Below are 22,243 nucleotides of genomic sequence, written 5' to 3'. Positions count from 1 at the left end.
AGAGGTAACTACTGTTACACTATCCTGAGTTGTACAGAGTTGCGTTCTGAATTGAATTCTCAAAACAGGAGCTGACGAGGTATGTCCGAGCGAATACCATCCGATGAGCTACTGTTTCGAGAACTCAATCGCTGCACGGCCCACAGGCCGCGAGTGATATTGGTGGAGTTCTGCAGATTAACAATTTGATTAGATGATGAAAGGACGACGGCAGTTGTTGTGCATGAAAGTGTATACCAACTACTAGTCGACCAATGCATAAAAAGGTACTCAAGGGCACACAATGGATGCCTTGACACGTAATACCGATGAAGGACGTGGAAGACTGCGATAAGTTTCGGGGAGCTGTCAACAAGCTTTGATCCGGAAATTTCCGAATGGGGAAACCCGGCTAGAGTCATGTCTAGTCACCGTTACCTGAATATATAGGGTAATCGAGAGGGAACCCGCTGAACTGAAACATCTTAGTAGGCGGAGGAAAAGAAAGTAAATAACGATTCTCGGAGTAGTGGCGAGCGAAACGGGAAGAGCCCAAACCTTATATACTTTTGTCTGCCCACTTCCTTGGATTTATCCTGGGAAGCAGGCATAGAAAAAGTCGCACTATGCGATTTTTTCTAAGAAAGACAAGTAAGCTGACAGGCGAATGTATAGAAGGGGTTGTGAGATAACACAAGACCATGTCATAGGACTTAACCTCGGTTGAGCACTATGACATGCGATACTGAGCTGTCACTTCAGTAGTAAAGTAAAAAATTAGCGTTGTTAGTAGAAGCTTCTGGAAGGGAGCGCCAAAGGACGTGAGAGCCGTGTATACGAAAACGACGCTAGCTTTATATGTGTTTTCTCGAGTAGGCCGGGACACGAGAAACCCTGGTTGAAACCGGCTGGACCACCAGCCAAGGCTAAACATATTACGTGATCGATAGTGAACAAGTACGGCGACGGAAAGGTGAAAAGAACCCCGGGAGGGGAGTGAAATAGATCCTGAAATTGTGTGCCTACAAGGAGTCGGAGCCGATTTATTCGGTGACGGCGTGCTTTTTGTAGAACGATCCAGCGAGTTAATTTGTAGTGCAAGGTTAAGTCAATTGACGGAGCCACAGTGAAAGCGAGCCTGAATAGGGCGAATTAGTACTACGGATTAGACCCGAAACCGGGTGACCTAACCATGGCCAGGCTGAAGCTGCGGTAACACGCAGTGAAGGGCCGCACCAGGACACGTTTCAAAGTGTTTGGATGAGCTGTGGTTAGCGGTGAAATGCCAATCGAACTCGGAGATAGCTGGTTCTCCTCGAAATAGCTTTAGGGCTAGCGTCATGTGGTAGCAAACGGGGGTAGAGCTCTGTAAAGGACTGGGGCTGGCAACGGTACCCACCCTTAACAAACTACGAATACCGTTTGTGGAATCATGGCAGTTAGAACGTCGGGGCTAAGCTCGGCGCTCGAAAGGGAAACAGCCCAGACCATCGTCTAAGGTCCCTAAATGTACACTCAGTGGGAAACAAAGTGGAGTTTCTTAAACAGCGAGGATGTTGGCTTGGAAGCAGCCATTCATTTAAAGAGTGCGTAACAGCTCACTCGTCAAGAGATTCTGCGTGGAAAATGTAACGGGGCTAAAGTGTACTACCGAAGACATGGATTGTACGCCTAGCGTACAGTGGTAGAGGAGCGTTCCTCTCTGCAGTGAAGCAGTATTGGAAAGTATTGTGGAGCGTGAGGAAGTGAGAATGCTGGAATGAGTAACCATAAGATGGGTGAGAATCCCATCGGCCGAAAGAGCAAGGTTTCCTGGACTATGATAATCAATCCAGGGTTAGTCGGGCCTAAGCCGAGGCTGTTTAGCGTAGGCGATGGACAACGGATTAATATTTCCGTACCGGTTATACTTTGTAACATGTGCACGGCATAGTAGATTAAGCGGATTCATGGTTATATCCGTCTAACAGGAGTAACGACCTGGAATGCGAGTTTGCCTTCGGGCGAACGAGTTAGTCGAAAGTGCTGGCTAGAAAAGCAATGTTACGCGTGGGTATAGCCGCCCGTACCGCAAACCAACACAGGTGCTCAGGTCGAGTAGACCAAGGCTTACGAGAGAACCTTCGTTAAGGAACTCGGCAATACAGCGACCGTAACTTAGGGATAAGGTCTGCCCCGCACCAATCGGTGTGAGTGATATAGAAATATATCTGTAAAGCTGCGTTTTCTCAGCGTTGAGATGAACGTAAGCGTGTCACGAAAGTGGCGCGTAAAAAATGGTATGAGTATACCTTATGTAATCGAGATCAACCGGACAACCGGAAGATCAATCATCGTCTGAGACAGACGCAGCGACTCTCGTACCAATTGGTGCGGGGCCGCAGCTAAAGAGCCCACGGAACTGTTTATCAAAAACACAGGTCTCTGCTAACACGAAAGTGGATGTATAGGGGCTGACTCCTGCCCGGTGCCGGAAGGTTAAGGGGAGAGGTTTACGCTTTGAACTGAAGCCCCGGTGAACGGCGGCGGTAACTATAACCGTCCTAAGGTAGCGAAATTCCTTGTCAGGTAAGTTCTGACCCGCACGAATGGAGTAATCATGTGGGCACTGTCTCAACGAAGGACTCGGTGAAAGTGCATTGGCGGTAAAGATGCCGTCTGTCCGTACCAGGACGAGAAGACCCCGTGGAGCTTTACTACAGTTTTACATTGAATCGGGTTACAACTTGTGTAGCATAGGTGGGAGACTTTGAAGCAGATACGCCAGTATTTGTGGAGTCACCGGTGAAATACCACCCTAGTTGTGATCTTATTCTCACGATGACCGTTATCCGGTTATCGGACAGTGTATGACGGGTAGTTTAACTGGGGCGGTTGCCTCCTAAAGAGTAGCGGAGGCGTTCAAAGGTCGGCTAGCTTCGGATGGAAATCGAAGTGATAGTGCATACGCATAAGCCGGCTTGACTGTGAGGAGGACATTCCAAGCAGGGACGAAAGTCGGAGTAAGTGACCCGCTGGTCGTACATTTGTACATGAATGTGGGATTGCCAGCGCAATCGGATAAAAGTTACCCCGGGGATAACAGGCTTATAGCGCCCAATAGTTCACATAGACGGCGCTGTTTGGCACCTCGATGTCGGCTCATCACATCCTGGAGCTGGAGCAGGTTCCAAGGGTTCGGCTGTTCGCCGATTAAAGTGGTACGCGAGCTGGGTTCAGAACGTCGTGAGACAGTTCGGTTTATATCCGGTACGGACGTCAGGAAATTTGAGAGGATTTGCCCCTAGTACGAGAGGACCGGGGTGAACGAACCTCTGGTGTATCGATTGTTCTACCAAGGGCATTGTCGAGTAGCTATGTTCGGAGCAGATAAGCGCTGAAAGCATCTTAAGCGCGAAACTGACCTCAAGATTAGATTTCCCTATGAGGACACAGATAGACGATCTGTTTGATAGGCGCAAGGTGGAAGTGCGGTAACGTATGGAGCCGAAGCGTACTAATAGTCCCATTGCCTTTTTATGTTCCATGATTTGTTCGCTAGGCGTATCGTTGATACGCTGTGGTCAGTGATGACACGGGCAAGTCATGGGAACCAGAGGCGAGCTAAGCAATTAGCAACACACCTGGTAGGTCGACTAGTAGTTAGTGTACAATATCTACACTATACCGATCGTTCTTTCACATCTTTTCGTACACCGTATGGACATCGAGTTGGTCCTATCCCAGATAGACCCGACTCGGTGCCCATGGCGCTAGGGAAACACCTGTTCTCATGCCGAACACAGAAGTTAAGCCTAGCAGCGGCGATTATACTGCTCAGTCGAGTGGGAAACTAGCACGGTGCCGAATTGACAAGAAACGAGCCCCTAGAGGGCTCTTTTTTGTTGTTCAGACGCATGCGACGGGCTGCTCACATCGTGCTGTGACAGTGGTGAAAAACAGACTGCTATCTGTTAGATATGTGCATAAATAATATTTGAAACGTATGCGTAATGCGTTATAATGGTGCTAACGATAGCGTAAAAATAAATATAAGGAATCAGTCATGAAAACCAGACCAGTCACCGCCAGGCAACTGAAACTAGGGATTAGCACTAAGTTCGGCAAGACGCCGCAGGGTAAGCAGTCGGCCGTCGGATTTACGATCGTCGAGCTGCTGATTGTCATCGTCGTCATCGGCATCCTGGCCGCCATCGTGCTGAACACCTTCAGCGGCGTGCAGGCTCGCGCCCGTAATACCGAGCGCGCTACGGACATAAAAGCTATTTCCGGCCAGCTTGAGGTGTACTACACCAACAATAACAGCACATATCCTCTCGCTTCTGCGCTGGATTACAACGACACCGTACCAAAGACGGGTGATGACGTCGCAACTATTCTGACAGGTATCGATAAGAATGCCTTATTGGCTCCTGGTGGCACCGGCACGAACAATATCGATAACGCTCAGCCGGCATCAACGGTCACTAACCTCTACGGGTACCGCGCCTTCCAGTCGGACGGCACCACCAACTGTGCGGCCACTCCTTGTCCCAAGTACATTCTGTACTGGACTGAAGAAGGGGTGAACGGCAGTGCTGCAGTCCAAAAGACCAAGGCCAGTCTGAACTAGACCGTTCCGTCCTTCGCACGAAATCCCCTCAAGTATGAGGGGATTTTTTGATTGCAGCCAGATGCGATCGGTGAAGTGCGGAGAGCAACGAACGATACATAGGGTACCTCCCGTATGCAAGGCGCCAAGTAGATGCTCCGCATACATTATATATGTCGGGGCGACCCCTGTCAGCACCACAATATTAGCCCTGTGAGGCCGTAGGAGCCCCGTATAACCCGTTTATGGCTGAATATAGTCACGAATTACCACTTCGGGCACACAGCGGCCTGAGAGCCGCTACGACCACCATAAGCGGCAGAATCGCGCCGTATGTAGCCGAGTGGGGCCGCGTATCGCCAGTTGATCGCCGTGGTCCGCCGATAAGAATATAAGCATCTGACGACAAAAGAGGATAAAAGTGCAGGCCAATAAAAAAACGACCCGCCTCGCACATGGGTCGTTTTGTCAGTCGGTCACATCTGTTATCTGACTACTCACAATGATATATCACCAGCCGGGAAAACGCAAATATATTAAAAAAATGTTAAATCGGTTATGTAAATATTGACAAAATGATAAAATATTGTTATTATGCTTACGTACACATATCACATGTGAGGTAATACAATCCATGCTGCACGGCCTACCCCTGTTGGACGGCGTTGTGACCTGTGATGGATACATAAAGGAGAAGTATGGCAGGAACTAAAGAAGGCGGCGCCAAGGCCGCTGCTACTAACCGTGCTCGCCACGGCAAAGATTTTTACGCACGTATCGGTGCCAAGGGCGGCAAGCTCGGTAAGACCGGTGGTTTTGCCCACAACCGCGAACTGGCCCGTATCGCCGGTTCCAAGGGTGGTAAGATCAGCCGCCGCCGCAAGGTCAGCGAAACCGCTGTCCAGTCGGACATCAAGCCGGTTGACACTGCTCAGACTGCTGTCCAGCAGGCCGAATAGGGCACACCAGCCTTTACTATTTCCAGTATTTTAGCCCAAGCTACAATCTGGTTCGTTGCAGACGACGCCTCCGGGCGTCGTTTGCATGCCAGGTGGCAGGACAGTTCAAACAGGCGTAATGGCCGCCGGGATGCTGTAGTCCGGTCTGCTGGCAATCGGGGCAGCGACTACGGGCATGCAGCCAAAAACGGTACGTATCCAGCTGGTCTTGGATAAAATCATCATCAAGCGCCACGCCAAACCGGCCGGCAGCTTTGCGCGCCCACTCCCAGGCATCAACTTCGTGGCCAAGCAGTTCCACGTCAGTCGTATAATCAGCATGCTTCAACCGGGCGTGGCCGATCTCGTGCAGCAGGCACCAGATGTCCTCCGCCGTCTCTGCTGGCCGGTAATGCAGCTGTTCGTCGCCGGCCGACCAGAAAAAATCATCATCAACCACAAACGTGATGTCGCCGTAGGCCGAGCGTATCCGGCCGGCCAGCTCTGCGGGTGTCAGTGTGGCGGGGGTGCTGGCAAGCAGCGCCTCTTTAGCGGTCATCAAGCTTGTCTTCGGCAAAATAATTGCACCCGTACAGTACGGCTTCTTCAGTGTGCTGCGCCTGAATGATCGGCGGCAGGCTGATGAAACTGCTGAGCCGCTCGGAAAGTATCGATTCCAGCTCATGGCGCCAGTGGTTATCAAAGTGGCTGCCCACGCCGCCGCCGATGACGATGGCATCGGGCTGCAGGGCAGGGATGAGCGCCAGTAACCCGTCGGCTACGCGGTCGGCGATATCATGCCAGACGCGCGGGTCGCGGATTTCGGCTGCCAGCTTATGGGTGCGTGCGTGCAGGGCTTTGCCAGAGGCGAACGACTGCCATTTCAGGTAGCCTTCCGGCCGCCGCAGTACCATATGGCCGGCCTCGGAGCCGCTCAGGGCGGCAATCAGCTTGCCATTGACCACCAGGCCGGTACCGATGCCGGTACTGACCGTCACGTAAAGCACCAGGCGGGGAATCGGCACCAGGGCGCGGGCTTCGGCCAGTCCTGCCAGGTTGGCATCGTTTTCAAGATAGATCGGGCAGTTAAAATGCGCCGACAGCGCCTTGCGCAGCCGGAAATCCTCCCACGGCAGGTTGCCGCACCGGACGACGCTGCCGGTGTAGTGGTCGATGATGCCGGGCGCCGCCAAACTGATGGCTTCCGGCTTCGTCCGTCCGGCGTGCTTGCGTAGCACCGGTAACAGGTCGGCCAGAAAGGTCTCGCTGTCGGCGACGGTGGCAAAACGGGTCTGTCGGACAATCTGTTGGCCCTCAAAGTTAGCAACCAGCGTCTTCGTGCCGCCGATATCGACTGCGATTATCATGCTACCAGTATACAGCCCTTTGATTTATTGTAAAAAGAGTGGTATTGTATTGGCACTATGGAAGACAGAGGTAATAGCCCCCGCAGGTTCATCGTCTATTCGGTCGTCGGCCTTCTGCTGATCGGCCTGTTGATCGGTGGCCTGTTTTTCTTTAAGCAGCGCAATGAACAGCTTGCCCAGCTGAACGGCCAGGCCGACCGCCCGGCTGCCGCCCAGAACGACACACGCACCAACGAGCAGAATAACAACCAGCAGGGCGATGCCGCCGCAGACGCCCGCCGCCAGGCCGAAGAGGCCAGGAAAGCCGAAGAAGCAAGAAAAGCCGAAGAAGCCCGCAAGGCCGAAGAGGCGCGCAAAGCGGAAGAAGCCAGAAAGGCAGAAGAAGCCCGCAGGGCAGAGGAGGCCCGTCGCGCCGAGGAAGCCCGCCAGCAGCAAGCCCAGCAACAGGCCCAGAACCAGCCAGCCCGCCCGCAATCCGCCGTTCCCAGCACCGGCCCGGCTGCGCCAGCTGCTCCGTCAGCCGTCCCCAGTACCGGACCTGTCACCGACATCGCCCTGGCTGCCAGCGGCCTGACCCTGGTAGGCTTCGGCATTGTCCGTTGGCGCCAGAGCCGCGGCGCTCTGCGCCGTGCCGCACTTGTCTAGCCGCATCCATCGCCAGACTTTACTTATATCTGTTAGTGAGGCATAATAAGAAGTAATCTCCGAGGCCCATTTTTCCTATGCGCCATAAACGTATAGCCCGGCTGTTGCAGCTGTGAACGATGACTGGGAGAAAATACTTTTTGGAAGGAGTCATTACCTTATAATGACAAAGCAACACATCACTATGGATGAACTGCTCGCCCAGGCAGAAACATCCACTCTCACCCCTGGTGAGGTCGTCGAAGCCAAAGTTCTCTCCGTCAAGAAGAACGAAGTTTGGCTCGACTTGGGCGGTTACGGTATCGGCCTGGTGCCGCGCCGCGAGATCGGTTTTGGCAAGGCACTCGAGCCGGGCCAGCCTGTCGTGGCCAGCGTCGTCGACGCCGACATGGAAGACGGTTACGCGCTGCTGAGCCTGCGCAAGGCCGCCAAGGACCGCGGCTGGGACGAAGTCAAGCGCATGTTTGACGCCAGCGAGACCATCGAGGTCACAGCCTACGACGCCAACCGTGGCGGTCTGCTCATCGAACTCGAAGGCATCCGCGGCTTCATGCCGGTCAGCCAGCTGAGTGCCGAGCACTACCCGCGCGTCGGCGGTGCTGACAAGGACGAGATCCTGCAGCGCCTCAACGCCATCGTCAACAAGCCGCTGCGCGTCAGGATTCTTGACGCTGACCGCAAGGCCAACAAGCTGATCTTCAGCGAGAAGGAAGCCATCAAGGAAGGCCTGGCAGAGCGCTTCGAGAAGCTCGGTCCTGGCGACGTAGTCCGCGGTGTCGTCACCGGCGTGGTCGACTTTGGTGCCTTCGTCAACGTCGACGGTATCGAAGGCCTGATCCACATCAGTGAGATTAGCTGGGAGCGCGTCAACAACCCGGCCGACTACGTCCGCGTCGGCGACAGCGTCGAAGCCAAGATCATCTCGATCGACAAGGAACGCCTCAGCCTCAGCATCAAGCAGCTGACCGAGGATCCTTGGGCTAAGGAAGTCGAACAGTTCAAGCGTGGTGACGCCGCCGAAGGCACCGTGACCCGCATCACGCCGTTCGGCGCCTTTGTCCAGCTGAGCCCGGCCGTCGAGGCCCTGGTCCACGTCACCGAACTCGGTACCAGTGGCGAGAGCGTCGACCCGGAGAAACTCTTCAAGCTCGGCGAGAAGAAGACCTTCACCATTCTTGATATCGACAAGGACAATCGCAAGATTTCCCTGAGCCTCAAGAAATAGTCGAAAGGTGATACAGAGCGGGGGAGACCCCGCTCGCATCACCTCTGGACTCGCGGCCGCCCACCTACCGGCGCCGGCCGCCCCAACAAGAACCCCTAAAGGACAAAGGAGCGCCCCATGGCCGATGCAAACAACAGGACCCTGGTCATCCCGGAGATGATTACCGTAGGCGAACTGGCCACCCAGCTTAATCTGCCGGTCACCAAGCTGATCGGTGAGCTCTTCAAGAACGGCATCATGGCCACTGTCAACCAGCGGATCGATTTCGAGACTGCCCAGATCATCACCGAAGAGCTCAGCCTCGGCGTCACCCTGCAGAAAAAAGAGGCCGAAAGCGTCCTGGCCGCCCGCGCTTCCGCCCAGCGCGCCAAGAGCGAGAACGCCAGCGACCGCCCGCCCATCGTCGCCGTCATGGGCCATGTCGACCACGGCAAGACCAGCCTGCTCGACGCCATCCTCGACCTGAAGGTCGTCAGCGGCGAAGCCGGTGGCATCACCCAGCACATCAGCGCCTATCAGGCCATCCGCAAGAACCGGGCCATCACCTTGCTTGATACGCCGGGTCACGAGGCCTTCTCGGCCCTGCGCCAGCACGGCGCCGCCCTGACCGATGTCGTCATCATCGTCGTGGCTGCCGATGACGGCGTCAAGCCCCAGACCGTCGAAGCCATCAAGTTCGCCCAGGCCGCCCATGCCAAGATGGTCGTCGCCATCACCAAGGTCGACAAAGAGACCGCCGACATCCCCCGCGTCAAAGCCGAGCTCGCCGAGCACGGTCTCCAGACCGAAGAGTGGGGCGGTGACACCGTCATGGTCGAAGTCAGCGCAAAAACTGGCCAGAACATCGATCGCCTCCTTGACCTCGTCCTCCTCGTCGCCGACCTCGAAGAACTCAAAGCCGAGACCGACGGCCCCGCCGAAGGCCTCGTCATCGAGAGCAATACCGTCCTGGGCCGCGGCTCCGTCGTCCGCCTGCTGGTAGAGCACGGCATCCTGAGGAGCGGTGCCTACCTGGTCGCCGGTAAGGCCTACGGCAAGATCCGCACCCTCGAAGACTACGCCGGCCGCCCCCTGAAGGAAGCCGGCCCCTCCACGCCAGCCATCGTCACCGGCTTCAAGGAGCTGCCGCAGTTCGGTGACCGCTTCGATGTCGTCAAGAACGAAAAAGAAGCCCGCCTGCGCGCCGCCGCCAACGCCGCCGACGCCCGCGAATCCGTCACTTCCAGCCTCTCCAGCACCGACCTGCTTGGCATGATGAACCGCCAGGCCGAGACCGTCGTCCTTAACGCCATTGTCCGCGCCGACGTCCAGGGCTCACTGACCTCCGTCCTCGACAGCCTGCGCCTCATCGAGCAGAAGGACGCCGTCATCCGCATCGTCTCCTCCGGCGTCGGCCATATCTCCGAAAACGACGTCCGCCGCGCCGCCGGCTCCGGCGCCGTCATCTATGGCTTCAACGTCCAGCTGCCACCGGCCGTCAAGAAGGTCGCCGCCCGCGAAAAGGTCGAGGTCCGCCTCTACCGCGTCATCTATGAACTCCTCGACGATGCCCGCACCAGCCTCGAAGACCTGCTGGCCCCAGAGGTAGTCGAAACCGAGGTCGGCTCCCTCGAGATCAAGGGTGTCTTCAAAATCACCAAGGAAGAAGCCGTCGTCGGCGGTGAAGTCACCGAAGGCAAAGCCGTCCCAAAGACCCTGGCCCGCGTCATCCGTGGCGGCAGCCAGCTGGCCGAGGTCAGCGTGGTCAACGTCCAGCGCAACAAGCAGGACGCCCGCGAAGTCTTCCAGGGCGATCTCTGCGGCCTCAACCTCAAGACGCAGGGCAAGCTCCAGATTGAAATCGGCGACCGCCTCGAATTCTTCACCCGCGAGCTGCGCAAGCGCACGCTGTCCGGCAAATAAACCCCGGCACATAAAAGCAGAACGCCCCGGTTTAGCCGGGGCGCTTCGATATAAGTATTCGGTATGAGACAGGGAAGAGAACCAGGTTTGCCGGGGGGGCCGCTCTCGCTTTCGCGATCACGGCCCACCCGGGCCCCCCTACTGCATCACACGTTGAGCGCGGTCGCGGCGGCGTCGACGGCGTCGACGGCCTCGTCCTTGCCCTTGAGGAAGGAGCCCTTGATGTTCGCGACCGCCTTGCGGATGGCCGCGATCTGGGTCTTCACGTCGGACTTCGGGCAGGCCTGGGCCTTCTCGACGTGCTTGGCCGGGTCGAAGAGGGTTCCGCCAACCGGGGTACCGGCAGCGGGCTTCTTCTTCTCGGCGTCGAGCTCCATCGTCAGCCGCTTGACCTCCGCCCGCTCCCTCTCGAGCTCGGTACGGAGATCCACGACCGCCTTCAGGTTGGCGTTGCCGCCCAGCTTGGGGTCGTTGGGAACGACCGCCCAGTCGGCGCTCGCCGGCTGGAACACGATGTTGCCGAGAACCTCGGCGATCGCGTTCCGCCGCTTGGCGTCACTCACGCCCAGCAGCTCCTCGAGAACCTCGAGAACCTGCGCAGCCGCCTTGGCGTCCGAAGTCGCGAGCGACTCGAACTTCTCCAGCGTCTGCTCGTTGGCGCCACCACCACCGCCCAGAGCCTTCGCAGGCTTCTGGTCGGCATCACTGTCACCGAGCAGGGAACCGGCCTGTCCGTCACGCAGCCGCGCGACGTACTGGCGGGCCTGCACCGGCGTCATGCTGCCGAGGATCTGGGTCACCCCAGCCTCCACGGCCTTGACGAGCGCCTCGGTGTCACCCGAGGTGTTCTTCTCCGCCACCCCGCTCAGCAGGGCGACGATCGAACGGATGGTGCGGATGATGGCCGCACGCTCCGTCGGGTCGACCGTGTCCCCGTCGGGGACGCTGATCGCGATGGATTCACCTCTGCTGCCGCCGACCGAAGCCGACAGCAGGTTGAGCTCGCCCGTCCGCTCGTACTCCGAGAGCAGCGCCCGCACCTGGTGGAGCGGGAGCTTCTCGCGCACGATCTTCAGGAGGACCTCGTACAGCGAGAGGTAGCTGATGGTCATGCCGGTGTCGTCCGACTTGGCGATCTGAACCGCCTGAGCCTGGACCTTCTTGAGGAGGAGCTTGATGCGCTCGACCTCGGTGGCGTCCAGGGCGTCGTCAGCGGTCACACCGAGCTGGTCGAGAAGCGACATGGTAGTGTCTCACATCCTGCGTCCGTAGACGCGGTCTGTCCGATTGCTCGGACTCTGGAGAAGCGGCGGTCGCCGCAACCCCTCAGCGCTACTGCAGTAAGCGCCGAGATTATGCCGGCCTTTATCAACATGTACGGGCGGGTGTACATATATATGGTCAATAAAGCAAAAAGCCTGGCATAATCTCGGCACTACGTGCTGGAGCAGAAGTGAGAAAACTGAATGTGAAGTGTGTAATGCTTGAATGTAGGGAGAGTGCTGTGAGAGCGATAAGGCTCAAACACAGCGAGAAGGGGAGTCGAATAACGGTAAGGCCCACCCTTGTCGCTGTGCTGGAACTGCGCTTGCACAGTCTCATAATACCGTTGTGAATGACCGCCTTAAAGAGACACGATAGTGAATCTATTAAGGTAATGTTATAAATATACTACATTATTTGAAAAAAGTCAAGCATATTCTTTTATATATTGACAATATTAAGCATGTGTGCTATAAATAAGAGCGTAAAACGTAATCAATTACAAAAAAGCAAAAAGCAAAGCACTATACAAGAAGTCTACTACTATGACGAATCCCAATACCTTGAATACAGATCCCTCACAGGCAGCCGCTAATACTGCCGAGGCAAAGTACGACCCTAAGTACTTTGACTTTTTGCGCCCCGATAGTGTTGATACCCTTCGCGTTGAGCAGCACAGCCGCGTTCATGAAGCCGTCAAAGATATCGATGCGATGGATTTCAAAGCAGTCCGCGATGCTCGCAATAATGCCTATGCAGAGTTCGACGGCCATCTTGACGAATACCTTACCAATAACGGCATCGCCGATGACGATCCAAGCCGTGACGGCTACAAGGCTGTCCTGCGCGAGTTTTCCGTCGACAGGATGAGCGATGCCACCTGGAACCTGCCACAAGAGCATGTCCGGCCCGGCCAGGACCCGAACGCAGCCATCCTTGATATGGAAACCATCACTGGCCGCGAACTTCTCAACCGAGAAGTGAACCGCTTTGAAGCCGACGTCGTCGACGACACGATGCTTGACCGCGCCATTGCCGACAACGAAACACACGACCGCAACGCCCGCACCGAAGCCGCCAACGCCCTTCGCGAATCCGATGAATTCAAGAATGCCCACATCGATTACGAGATTGCCCGCGACAAGCTGGCCGCCCTGGGCGCCAAGCACGCCTCCAGCCTGCGCACGCGTATGAGCCGCTCGAAGCGCCAGGAAATGGCAACCGCCCGCTACGAATACGAAGCCGCTATGATAGCGCTTGGCCACCGTGAACTGGAAATTTTCCGCACCGAAAACCCGATCACCGATGACGACCCGGCCCGTCAGGCCGAGCTGACCGCTGAAAGCGACCGCCAGTTCGCCCTTGCTTACGCCCTGCGCAGCGAGCGCGACCTGCAGATTGATACCAACGAACAGATCAAGGATACCCGGCTGAACCGCATCCTGGGTTCTGCCGTCGTGCAGTACATGATCAACGGCCAGCTGTTCAGCAGCAAGGAGCACGATGGCTGGCACGGTGCCGTCGTCAAGGGTGCCAAGGGCGTGATCTTTGGTGGCGCCATCGGTGCGACCACCGCCGTGTTCGCCGGCCTGGGTCTGGTGACGGCCGCAGCTGCCGCCACGGGCTTTGCGCTTCGTGCCGGCCGTGGCTTTGCCATCCGTGACGCCCGCGAGGGTAACACCTTGGCTGTCGTGGAAGATGGCGGCGCCTTTGACAAGCGGCTGCAGGAGAACCACGAAGCCACGACCGCTAACGCCGACTTCGATACCGTCCTGTCCGAAGCTGCCTTTGTCGGTCGCGAGCACTACGACACCAGTCTCTATGACGAGCGTTCAAAGCGCCGCAAGTCCGCCATCAAGTCTGTCGGCGTGGCCGCCCTGGGCTTTGGTATCGGCTACTCTCTTACGACGGCCGCCGATGCCTGGAACGACATTCCGGTGCGCCCACCCGAAGAAGCTCCGCGCGTCATTCCTGCTCCTGGCGACAGCGCCCCGCTGGGCGATGAGGCCGTACCTTCACGCGGTCCTGACACTGAGTTCAACCTGCCTGGCGGCCTTGGCCATGACTCTACCCCGGGCGAGGTCAGCGGCAACAACTACAGCAACATGGACAGCCTGCCAAACCCTGAAAACCAGCCTGGCGGCACCACCCCTGATCAGCTGGAAGACTACATTGATTCTGGCCACGACGCGGCGCCTGAGATCAGCTCGGCTGTCGACTCGACAGAGATTGATGCCGACACCGGCGTTGACACGGATGTTGATACTGGTGCCGACGGCGGTACTGGCGGCGAAGGCACTGGCACCGATGGCGGCGACAGGCTCAGGATGCCTGAACTGTCGAGCTACACCGTTGACCGTGGCATGGGCTTCTACGAGCTGATGGGCGATATCGGTATCGACCACAGCCAGTACGCCCAGGTACTGCAGGACGCTGGTCCTGAACTCCGGGACCAGGGGTATGCCTACTGGGACGAAAGCCGTGGCAACTGGGGTCTGCGCTATCCTGAAGGCGGCAAGCTGCCGAAGGAAGCTTTGCAGATTCTCTACAAGCACGCAACCAAAAGTTAATGTAATCATCTGGCGACGGATGGCAGAAGCGGCTCAATGAAGCCGCTTTTGTTTGTGTTACAATACCAGTAGCTAAACGAGGCACACCATGCAACCATTCCAACTTGACGAGAATTTCTTAAACGACCTGGGCCTAGGTGGATTGCCGGATGATCAGAAACAGGCTTTTTTGGGGCATGTATTGGAGACGCTGGAACTGCGGGTGGGCACCAAACTGTCGGAGGGACTGAGCGAAGAGCAGCTGACGGAGTTTGAGAAGCTGACACCATCCCCGGAGGACACACCGGAAGTGCAGGTAGAGAAGCAGCAGCAGGCACTGGCCTGGCTGGAGGCCAACCGTCCTGACTATAAGGACGTGGTGGCAAACGAGATGGAGGCGCTGAAGGGCGAGATCCAGCGCAATAGCAATGCTATTCTTGGCATGACGAACTAGAACGTTTCATTAAATACGCCCGGGCCGGCGAGGCCGGGCGAACATTTCATTAAATTCTTCAGATGCGGACGCCGCGCAGAAAATCTGCGGCGTCCATTTCTTTTTTGCCGGCGGGCTTGAGGCGCTCGATGATGAGCTGGCCATCGCTGGTGTGCAGGATGATGCAGGTGCGGTCGTCGGAGACACTGATATCGCCGGGCTGATGGTCGGGCTCGGGCGGATAGTGGGCGGCATGCGCCCGGGTGACGGTGGCGTCGCGGCCGAAAAGCTGCAGACGGCTGCCGGGCCAGCCGATGAAGGCGCGGACTTCGCGCTCGAGGGTGATGGCGGGCTTGGCGGCATCGAGCAGGCCGTCGGTTTTGCTGAGCTTGCGGGAGTAGGATACGCCATCGGTGCCCTGGGGTTGCGGTGTGAGGTCGCCGGCCAGGTATTGCGGCAGGCTGTCGCGCAGGAGACTGGCGCTGATGGCGACGAGCGTATCGGTCAGTTCGGGGGTGGTGATGGTGGCAGGCAGGTCGTAGGTCATGCGGGCCAACAGCGGTCCTTCATCCATCTTTTGGACGAGCAACATCAGGCTGACGCCGGTCTGGGCCTGCCCCGAGAGGATGGCGAAGGTGATGGGGTCGGCGCCGCGCCACTGGGGCAGCAGCGAGAAGTGGCTGTTGACGATGCCGGCCGGGAAGGTGTCGATGACGGCCTGGCTGACGATGATGCCATAGTCGATCAGGACGGCGACGCGGCTGGTGAAGCGCTGGGCGGCAATCAGGGTGTCGAGCTCGGCTTTGTTGGCGGCCAGCAGCAGGGGCAGGCCGTGTTGCCGGGCGACCTCGATGACCGGCGCGGCGTGCTTGTGATGCGGCGGGTTAGGCTTGGTGACGACGGCTTCGATGGTGAAGCTGCCATGGAGACGTTCCAGTGAGGCGGCCGCGACCGGGCCCGTGCCAAAGAAAACAATCGGGATGGTGGTGTGCATGGACATCGCTTGTGATTACTCCTCGGACAGGATGCCGGACTGCTTGACGGTTTCGAGTGGCACTGGTTCGAGGTGGCCGTTCTTGTCGAGGTGGAAGAAGCCGTCCTGGCCGCGGACATGGTCGACGAACAGGATGCCGTTGGTGTGGTCGATCTCATGCTGGAGGACGCGGGCAAGGAAGCCCTCGGCTTTGACGCGGATCTCCTGGCCGTCCAGGCTGAGAGCCTTGACCTTGATGGCCGGGTAGCGCGGGACGAGGCCGTAGACGTCGCGGACGCTGAGGCAGCCCTCGTGGTCGAGTTCGGGTTTGCCGCTGGTTTGGATGACCTCGGGGTTGATGAGGGCCAGGAAGGTGCGGTCGTCCTTGTTGTCGAAGTCGTTGCGGACGACCACTACGCGTTCCAGGCGGTCGATCTGGACGGCGGCCAGCGCCACGCCCAGCTCGTGCTTGCGGCTGGCTTCCCAATCGAGGGTGGCGGCTTCCATGTCGGCGACCAGCTGGCGGATGCCGTCGCTGATGGACTTCACTTTGCGTGAGCGTTCGCGCAGGTGGGGATGGGGGAGGGTGATGATTGCGTCTTTTGTGGCCATATTCGTAGTAATCAAAATAACTTCAGTGTTCTACAGCAAGCAATTATAACAGATGAAGGCGCGGCGGGCTAACCTAAGTGCATGGCGTTTAGCTGAGCAGGCTGTGCGGATCGAGCTCGACCTGCCAGGCTTTGGGCATGGCGGCGGCAATGCGCTGCAGACTGTCGCGCCTGGCACTGCGGACGATGACCTGCCAGCGGTAGAGGCCGCGCAGCCGTTCATAAAAGGCGGGGGTGGGGCCGATGACGGTGACGTCGGGGTGGTCGCGGCGCAGGGAGCGGGCCAGATCGCGGCTGGCGCGGACGGCGCCGGCTTCGGTCTTGTAGCTGCAGACGGCTTTGAGCAGATAACTGAAGGGCGGGTAGTGGCCGGCGCGGCGCTGGCTGATCTCGTCCTCGTAGAAGCGGGCGTAATCCTCGGTGGTGCCGCAGGCGATGGCCAATTCATCGGGATTGAAGGTCTGAACGAAGACGTCTGTAGCATGGTCCTGGCGGCCGACGCGGCCGGAGGCCTGGGCGATGAGCTGGAAGGTGCGTTCGCGGGCGCCGTAATCGGGCATCAGCAGGCCGGTATCGGCGCTGACGATGCCGACTAGGCCGAGGCGGGGCAGGTCGAGGCCTTTGGCAAGCAGTTGAGTGCCGATGATGATGTCGACGTCACCGTCGTAGATGGCCTGGTATTGCTCGTGCAGCTGCTCGCCCTTTGTGGCGTCGGCGTCGAAGCGGGCGATGCGGGCCCGTGGAAACAGCTTGCTCACTTCGCTTTCAATGCGCTTGGTGCCGATGCCTTTGAAAACGATGTCGGCGCGGCGGCACTCGGGACAGCAGGGTGGGATGGTCTGGGTCGCGCCGCAGAGGTGGCAGATGAGGCGGGCGGCGTCGGCGTGCAGGGTGAGGGGCAGGTGACAATCCTGGCACTGGGCGTGCCAGCCGCAGCCTTCACAGAGCGTCGAGCCGGCCGTGCCGCGGCGGTTATGGAACAGCAGTGCCTGGCGGCCGCCGGCGATGTGTTCCTGCATGGCGGTGATAAGCGGCGTCGCCAGCACCGGATTGCGGGTGAACTGGTCGCGGCGGGTGGCATTGATGACGGTGATGGACGGCGTGTGGACGGCTTTGGCCCGGACATCCAAGGTGATGATGGTGCCGTGCTGGCGGGCCAGGTAATACTCGTGGACGCTGGGCGTGGCGCTGCCCAGCAGCAGGGTGGCGTGCGCTGCCATGGTCAGTACCTTGGCGGCGCGGGCGGTCTGGTAGCGCGGCTGCTGCTCCTGTTTGTAGGAAGGCTCGTGGCATTCATCGATGATGACGGCGCCAAGCCGGGCGACCGGCATGAACAGGGCGGAACGCGGGCCGATGATGACCTGCGGCCGCTCGGCATGCAGTACATGGCGCCAGGCTTGATGGCGCTCGGTCTCCTTCATCTGCGAGTGGGTGGTGATGACGTCTGGAAAATGGGCGGTGAACTCTGCGACCAGCTGGGGGGTGAGCGAGATTTCCGGTGTCAGTACGATGACTGACAGGTTCTGCTCCAGCAGGTGGCGGGTCAGCTCGATGTAGACGGCCGTCTTGCCGCTGCCGGTGATGCCGTGAAGCATGGCGGTACGCCCGCCAGCCGCAAGCAGGGCCTGCAATGCGGCTTGCTGTCCGTCGTTGAGCACAAAGTTTGTTCTTTTTCTCACAGGGGTGGCGCGCTGGTTTTTAAGGGCACGGCGGTTCTTATCCAAGCCGGCGGGCAGCATGGTCTGCAGGACGGTTGCCAGGTGAACACTATAATAATCCGCCATCCAGCTGGCGGTTTTGAGCAGGGCCGCGGGCAGCGGTGTCGGCTCGATGACAGCCAGCACCGGCTTGGTGTCGTAGGCCGGACGGGCTACTTTGCGCCAGACTACGGCCAGGCATTCGGCCGAGCCGACACCGACCCGGACGATAGTGCCGACTGCAAGCGCCGACTCACTATGGTAGGTGAGGACGCTGGTGGTGGCTCGGATGATGCGCGTCGGAGCGACTTCGTAGTACTGCATGATGGTCTCATTATAGGCTAATGCTCCCGGCGGGTTCCGGGTGATGTCTATATCACGCTGCCGGCGGCTTGCTGCCCGGCACGGGTCGTGACTATACTGGGGCTGTATGTATTTTACGAACCGGATGGCCGCTGGTCAGCAATTGGCGGACCGTTTGGCGAAGTATCGCTATGAGAACGTGGTCGTGGTGGCTATCAGTGAGCCGTCAGTGCTGGTAGCCCGTGAGATTGCCGCCGAGCTGCACGCGACGCTATTGCTGATGGCGCTTGAAAATATCGAGGTGCCGGGCGAGAGCCTGACCTTCGGCACGCTCAACCATGTCGGCGAACTGTCGTATAACCCGGGCATGTCCGAGGGGCAACGCGACGAGTATTACAGCGAGTTCCATGGCTCGCTCGAAGAAGAGCAACGGCTGTCCTTCCAGCAGCTGAACCGGCTGCTGAGTGACGGCGGCTACGTGGAGCGCGACCTGGTGCGGCATCAGACGGTCATCCTGGTGGCGGACGGTATCAAGTCGGAAACGATAATCGAGGCGGCTGTGCGCTTTTTCCGGCCGGTACGGCTGGAGAAGCTGGTGGTGGCGACGGTACTGGCATCAGTTGGGGCGGTGGACCGGATGCATATACTGAGCGATGAGATCGTCTGCCTGAGCGTTACCAGTAATTATCTGGACACCGACCATTACTATGATGAGAATGTCCTGCCTGGCCACGCAGCGGTCGTGGACATGATCAATCACAACGTCCTGTATTGGCGCTAGGGCCGCTCTACGGACACTGCAATCCAGGTTTTCATACGATTTTAAGCGGGAGAGCGGTTGCGGAGCGGGCGGAAAGAATGTAGAATAATTAGCAACGCCCCCTGATACCGGCAGCTAGCGTCCGCACAGTGGCCACCCAGACGGTACTAGGGCAGACGGGGCGGAGAACTGATACATAAAAAGCTAATTCCGGCCGGCGCCAAGCAGCCGGTAGCAGGATAGTGCCAGCAGAAGGGAGGCAAATAGCATGTTGGACGTTTTCATTACCTCGCGCGTCCGTCGCAAGATCGTAGTGGTGTACGCGAAATACCCGGATTTTAAGACGCATGTCCGCGGGCTTGCCAAACTTATCAAGGAGGATCCGGGCAACATCCAGCGCGAACTCAAACGTTTGGAGAAAGCCGGTTTCCTGCTGAGTGAGCGGCAGGCCAACACAAAGATCTACTCGACGAACCGTCATTTCCCGATCTTCAAGGAGCTGCAGAGCATCGTGCTCAAAAGCCAGCAGATGTCTCAGAAAAAGACGAAACGGGCAGCGTAGGCGCCCGTTTTTCTTTGCCTCCGCGGCAGCCCATGCAGTATGCTGGAGGCAGTTATGAAGAGGGCGGAAGACATTTTCGAACAGTTGCTCGCAGCGCGCGGTCTTGCCGACCCTGCTGCCCGGAAGGCATACCTGCATCCCGGGTACGAGGATTTCCGGCACGATCCCTTTTTATTGCCGGATATGGAACCGGCCGTGGCGCGCATCATCACTGCCCGCGATAAGGGCGAGAAGGTGTTCATATACGGCGACTATGATATCGATGGTCTGACCGCCACCTCTGTCCTGCTCGATGCTTTGCCCAGATTCGGCATCACCGACCTGCATGCCTTCATCCCTAACCGCTTTGTCGAGGGGTACGGCCTGACGAAGGAGGCCGTCCAGCAGCTGGTCGACCGTGGCGCCCAGCTGATTATCACGGTGGACTGCGGCAGCCTGTCGCACAAGGAGATTGAGCATGCCAGGGCGGCGGGCGTCGATGTCATCGTTACCGATCACCACAACGTCGCACCGGTCATGCCGCCGGCTGTGGCGACGATCAATCCCAAACGACCCGACCACTCGTATCCGTTCATCGACCTGGCCGGCGTCGGTGTGGCCTTCAAACTGGTGCAGGCGCTGCAAAGCCGTATCGACGGTCTGCCGGTAGGGCATGAGAAGTGGCTGCTCGACCTGGTGGCGCTTGGTACGGTCTGTGACGTGGTCACGCTCAAAGATGAGAACCGGGCGAACGTCCACTGGGGACTCAAAGTCATGCAGAAGACGCGCCGCCCTGGCCTCAGGGCGCTTGCGGCGGTGGCGGGTGTTGATATTGCGGCCGTCTATGCACGGCAGCTGGGTTTCGTGCTGGGGCCGCACCTGAATGCCAGCGGACGGCTGGAGACGGCGCAGCGCAGCCTGGACGTGCTGATCGCACCGGACATAGATGCCGGCATGGAAGCGGCCGGCGTCCTGCGGCAGATGAACCTGGACCGCCGCGCCCAGCAGGACATCATTTTCCAGGCGGCCCGCGAGCAGGCGGCGCAGTATGCCGACGATCCGGTACTGGTGCTGTCGCACGCAGAGTGGTCGCACGGTATCATCGGCATCGTCGCAGCGAAGATACTCGAGCTGTACAAGAAGCCGACCTATGTGCTGCAGGAGATGGAAGGGCAGGCCAAAGGTTCAGCCCGCAGCTACGGCGACTTCAGTGCCGCTGACGCCATCCGTGCCGCCGAGGAGCACATCATCAAAGGTGGAGGCCACAAGTTGGCGGCCGGCGTGACGCTGAGGCCTGAGAAGATTCCTGACTTCCGCCAGGCGGTCAACGATTACTTCCGCTCCCTCAAGCTGGGGCCGCAGGCGCAGCTGCTTGATCCGGTGGCCGACCTCACCCTGACGTCGCTGACCGGCGTCGATGAGCGCTTGGTGGACATGATAGACGGCATGGAGCCGTTTGGTAACGGCAATCCGCAGCCCGTCTTTCGGCTGGCGGGTATGCGCGTGCTGGCCCGGCGCGAGATGGGCGCCGAAAAGACCCACCTGAAGTTGACGCTGGGAGATGAAGCGGAACGGCCCATCGATGTCATCGCTTTTGGAAAGGCGCAGGAGATAGGCGCCCGGCCTGGAAATCAGGTGGATGCCTGGTGTACGCTCGATATCAACGAGTGGAACGGACGGCGCAGCGTACAGGGCAGGCTGCTGAAGATCGAAGCCTAGTGGATGACGACATCAAGGCCGTCGTCGGCCAGCTTGTCAGTCTTGGTGATTGATTTGCCCTCACCCTTGCTGCGGTGCGGACGGCGGCCTTTGCCATTGGTGGTGGGCTGTTGTGGGGCAGCTTCGGCCTCAGGCGCCGGAGCGCTGGCGGCACGTTCGTTGCCGTTGTCATGGTTGCCGCTGCTGCGGTTCCCGCGTGGCTTCTTGTTGAAATCACGGTAGGCCAATTTGCCGCGCAGGTCGTTCATGAAGGTGAAGTAGGTGTCGCCGAACTCGTCCAGGCGCTTGAACAGGGAGGAGTAGGTATTGCGGTTGGGGATGATTACCTGCTTGAGCTTGCCGGTGCCGGCCAGGTGGCGGATCAGGCCGGCGAAGTCGCCGTCACCGCTGATGATGACCGCCTGTTCGTAGCGCTCGAAATCGACCATGGTCTGTAAGACCATGTCGGCATCGACATTGCCCTTGACGGTGCTGTCGTCGTGACGCACCAACGGTTTGAAGTGCAGGATGAAGCCGGCCTCCTGCAAGGCGCTGTATAGTGGCTGGTGCTCTTCCATGAAGCCGATGAAAAGATAGGCGCGCTTGACATCATGTTCGGTGCGCAAGTACTCACGGAATTTCTTATAATCAAGTTTCCAGCCAAGCGAGTCGACGCCGGCGTGCAGGTTTTGCGCGTCGATGAAGGCGTAGTTGTTCGCCTGCTGGTCGGGATGTTTTTCGTGTGTCATGCGCCTATCATAGCAGACT

Annotated in this window: 17 protein-coding genes and 2 rRNA genes; 12 read left to right on the top strand and 7 right to left on the bottom strand. The window is 58.4% G+C overall.

What is annotated here, in order from left to right; all coding sequences use genetic code 11:
- The first annotated feature begins 259 nt into the window (after window positions 1-259).
- From JNJ66_05710 to JNJ66_05695, 4 genes are all read left to right on the top strand, one after another.
- Window positions 260-3,500: ribosomal RNA gene (locus JNJ66_05710) — 23S ribosomal RNA — on the top strand.
- A 215-nt stretch (window positions 3,501-3,715) separates the two neighbouring features.
- Window positions 3,716-3,828: ribosomal RNA gene (rrf, locus tag JNJ66_05705) — 5S ribosomal RNA — on the top strand.
- A 196-nt stretch (window positions 3,829-4,024) separates the two neighbouring features.
- A complete protein-coding gene (locus tag JNJ66_05700) occupies window positions 4,025-4,591 on the top strand; it encodes a type II secretion system protein (GenBank protein MBL8159931.1) in 567 nt (188 codons plus the stop codon).
- 677 nt (window positions 4,592-5,268) lie between these two features.
- Complete coding sequence (locus JNJ66_05695; GenBank protein ID MBL8159930.1) at window positions 5,269-5,529, top strand: hypothetical protein; 261 nt, start codon at window positions 5,269-5,271, stop codon at window positions 5,527-5,529.
- Window positions 5,530-5,569: 40 nt separating this feature from the next.
- Here JNJ66_05695 and JNJ66_05690 read toward each other — a convergent pair whose 3' ends face one another.
- Together JNJ66_05690 and JNJ66_05685 are read right to left on the bottom strand one after the other, a co-directional pair.
- Complete coding sequence (locus tag JNJ66_05690; protein ID MBL8159929.1) at window positions 5,570-6,067, bottom strand: hypothetical protein; 498 nt, start codon at window positions 6,065-6,067, stop codon at window positions 5,570-5,572.
- Window positions 6,057-6,875, bottom strand: coding sequence for an ROK family protein (locus tag JNJ66_05685; GenBank protein MBL8159928.1), 819 nt, complete (start codon window positions 6,873-6,875; stop codon window positions 6,057-6,059). Before JNJ66_05685 ends, JNJ66_05690 begins: the two co-directional genes overlap by 11 nt.
- A gap of 57 nt (window positions 6,876-6,932) precedes the next feature.
- Between JNJ66_05685 and JNJ66_05680 the strand changes: the two genes are divergently transcribed.
- From JNJ66_05680 to JNJ66_05670, 3 genes are all read left to right on the top strand, one after another.
- Window positions 6,933-7,520: a hypothetical protein gene (locus tag JNJ66_05680; GenBank protein ID MBL8159927.1), complete on the top strand. Its 588-nt coding sequence runs from the start codon at window positions 6,933-6,935 to the stop codon at window positions 7,518-7,520.
- A 163-nt stretch (window positions 7,521-7,683) separates the two neighbouring features.
- Window positions 7,684-8,745 (top strand): S1 RNA-binding domain-containing protein, encoded by a 1,062-nt coding sequence (locus JNJ66_05675; protein MBL8159926.1) that lies wholly within the window; start codon window positions 7,684-7,686, stop codon window positions 8,743-8,745.
- Between the two features lie 117 nt (window positions 8,746-8,862).
- On the top strand, window positions 8,863-10,647 hold the full coding sequence (locus tag JNJ66_05670; GenBank protein ID MBL8159925.1) for a translation initiation factor IF-2: 1,785 nt from the start codon (window positions 8,863-8,865) through the stop codon (window positions 10,645-10,647).
- A 146-nt stretch (window positions 10,648-10,793) separates the two neighbouring features.
- On the opposite strand, the gene JNJ66_05665 is transcribed toward JNJ66_05670, so the two are convergent.
- Complete coding sequence (locus JNJ66_05665) at window positions 10,794-11,891, bottom strand: hypothetical protein (protein MBL8159924.1); 1,098 nt, start codon at window positions 11,889-11,891, stop codon at window positions 10,794-10,796.
- 564 nt (window positions 11,892-12,455) lie between these two features.
- Between JNJ66_05665 and JNJ66_05660 the strand changes: the two genes are divergently transcribed.
- Window positions 12,456-14,480 carry a hypothetical protein gene (locus JNJ66_05660; protein MBL8159923.1) on the top strand — a complete coding sequence of 675 codons (2,025 nt, stop codon included), beginning with the start codon at window positions 12,456-12,458 and terminating at the stop codon, window positions 14,478-14,480.
- 88 nt (window positions 14,481-14,568) lie between these two features.
- Entirely contained in the window at window positions 14,569-14,913 is a 345-nt protein-coding gene (locus JNJ66_05655; protein ID MBL8159922.1) for a hypothetical protein, read from the top strand.
- Between the two features lie 58 nt (window positions 14,914-14,971).
- Here JNJ66_05655 and JNJ66_05650 read toward each other — a convergent pair whose 3' ends face one another.
- The 3 genes from JNJ66_05650 to priA form a co-directional block, all read right to left on the bottom strand.
- Window positions 14,972-15,892: a methionyl-tRNA formyltransferase gene (locus JNJ66_05650; protein ID MBL8159921.1), complete on the bottom strand. Its 921-nt coding sequence runs from the start codon at window positions 15,890-15,892 to the stop codon at window positions 14,972-14,974.
- A gap of 9 nt (window positions 15,893-15,901) precedes the next feature.
- Window positions 15,902-16,477 (bottom strand): peptide deformylase, encoded by a 576-nt coding sequence (gene def / locus JNJ66_05645; GenBank protein MBL8159920.1) that lies wholly within the window; start codon window positions 16,475-16,477, stop codon window positions 15,902-15,904.
- An 88-nt stretch (window positions 16,478-16,565) separates the two neighbouring features.
- Window positions 16,566-18,497, bottom strand: a complete 1,932-nt coding sequence (gene priA / locus JNJ66_05640) for a primosomal protein N' (protein ID MBL8159919.1) — start codon at window positions 18,495-18,497, stop codon at window positions 16,566-16,568.
- 106 nt (window positions 18,498-18,603) lie between these two features.
- Between priA and JNJ66_05635 the strand changes: the two genes are divergently transcribed.
- The 3 genes from JNJ66_05635 to recJ all read left to right on the top strand — a co-directional run bounded on the left by JNJ66_05635 (window position 18,604) and on the right by recJ (window position 21,496).
- Window positions 18,604-19,257, top strand: a complete 654-nt coding sequence (locus JNJ66_05635) for a hypothetical protein (GenBank protein MBL8159918.1) — start codon at window positions 18,604-18,606, stop codon at window positions 19,255-19,257.
- A 247-nt stretch (window positions 19,258-19,504) separates the two neighbouring features.
- Window positions 19,505-19,798, top strand: a complete 294-nt coding sequence (locus JNJ66_05630; GenBank protein MBL8159917.1) for a winged helix-turn-helix transcriptional regulator — start codon at window positions 19,505-19,507, stop codon at window positions 19,796-19,798.
- 54 nt (window positions 19,799-19,852) lie between these two features.
- Window positions 19,853-21,496 (top strand): single-stranded-DNA-specific exonuclease RecJ, encoded by a 1,644-nt coding sequence (gene recJ, locus JNJ66_05625; GenBank protein MBL8159916.1) that lies wholly within the window; start codon window positions 19,853-19,855, stop codon window positions 21,494-21,496.
- Here the strand turns inward: recJ and JNJ66_05620 are convergent.
- A complete protein-coding gene (locus JNJ66_05620) occupies window positions 21,493-22,224 on the bottom strand; it encodes an NYN domain-containing protein (GenBank protein ID MBL8159915.1) in 732 nt (243 codons plus the stop codon). The genes recJ and JNJ66_05620 overlap by 4 nt on opposite strands.
- Window positions 22,225-22,243: the final 19 nt, after the last annotated feature.

The sequence above is a fragment of the Candidatus Saccharibacteria bacterium genome, assembly GCA_016789455.1.
Taxonomy (GTDB): domain Bacteria; phylum Patescibacteriota; class Saccharimonadia; order Saccharimonadales; family Saccharimonadaceae; genus CAIJKY01.
This window is presented reverse-complemented; position numbering and strand designations above follow the sequence as displayed.

Bases quoted from the DNA above. Each gene is read 5' to 3' on its own strand.
- JNJ66_05700 (MBL8159931.1), top strand. From the start codon at position 4,025: ATGAAAACCAGACCAGTCACCGCCAGGCAACTGAAACTAGGGATTAGC.
- JNJ66_05695 (MBL8159930.1), top strand. From the start codon at position 5,269: ATGGCAGGAACTAAAGAAGGCGGCGCCAAGGCCGCTGCTACTAACCGT.
- JNJ66_05690 (MBL8159929.1), bottom strand. From the start codon at position 6,067: ATGACCGCTAAAGAGGCGCTGCTTGCCAGCACCCCCGCCACACTGACA.
- JNJ66_05685 (MBL8159928.1), bottom strand. From the start codon at position 6,875: ATGATAATCGCAGTCGATATCGGCGGCACGAAGACGCTGGTTGCTAAC.
- JNJ66_05680 (MBL8159927.1), top strand. From the start codon at position 6,933: ATGGAAGACAGAGGTAATAGCCCCCGCAGGTTCATCGTCTATTCGGTC.
- JNJ66_05675 (MBL8159926.1), top strand. From the start codon at position 7,684: ATGACAAAGCAACACATCACTATGGATGAACTGCTCGCCCAGGCAGAA.
- JNJ66_05670 (MBL8159925.1), top strand. From the start codon at position 8,863: ATGGCCGATGCAAACAACAGGACCCTGGTCATCCCGGAGATGATTACC.
- JNJ66_05665 (MBL8159924.1), bottom strand. From the start codon at position 11,891: ATGTCGCTTCTCGACCAGCTCGGTGTGACCGCTGACGACGCCCTGGAC.
- JNJ66_05660 (MBL8159923.1), top strand. From the start codon at position 12,456: ATGACGAATCCCAATACCTTGAATACAGATCCCTCACAGGCAGCCGCT.
- JNJ66_05655 (MBL8159922.1), top strand. From the start codon at position 14,569: ATGCAACCATTCCAACTTGACGAGAATTTCTTAAACGACCTGGGCCTA.
- JNJ66_05650 (MBL8159921.1), bottom strand. From the start codon at position 15,892: ATGTCCATGCACACCACCATCCCGATTGTTTTCTTTGGCACGGGCCCG.
- def (MBL8159920.1), bottom strand. From the start codon at position 16,477: ATGGCCACAAAAGACGCAATCATCACCCTCCCCCATCCCCACCTGCGC.
- priA (MBL8159919.1), bottom strand. From the start codon at position 18,497: ATGCAGTACTACGAAGTCGCTCCGACGCGCATCATCCGAGCCACCACC.
- JNJ66_05635 (MBL8159918.1), top strand. From the start codon at position 18,604: ATGTATTTTACGAACCGGATGGCCGCTGGTCAGCAATTGGCGGACCGT.
- JNJ66_05630 (MBL8159917.1), top strand. From the start codon at position 19,505: ATGTTGGACGTTTTCATTACCTCGCGCGTCCGTCGCAAGATCGTAGTG.
- recJ (MBL8159916.1), top strand. From the start codon at position 19,853: ATGAAGAGGGCGGAAGACATTTTCGAACAGTTGCTCGCAGCGCGCGGT.
- JNJ66_05620 (MBL8159915.1), bottom strand. From the start codon at position 22,224: ATGACACACGAAAAACATCCCGACCAGCAGGCGAACAACTACGCCTTC.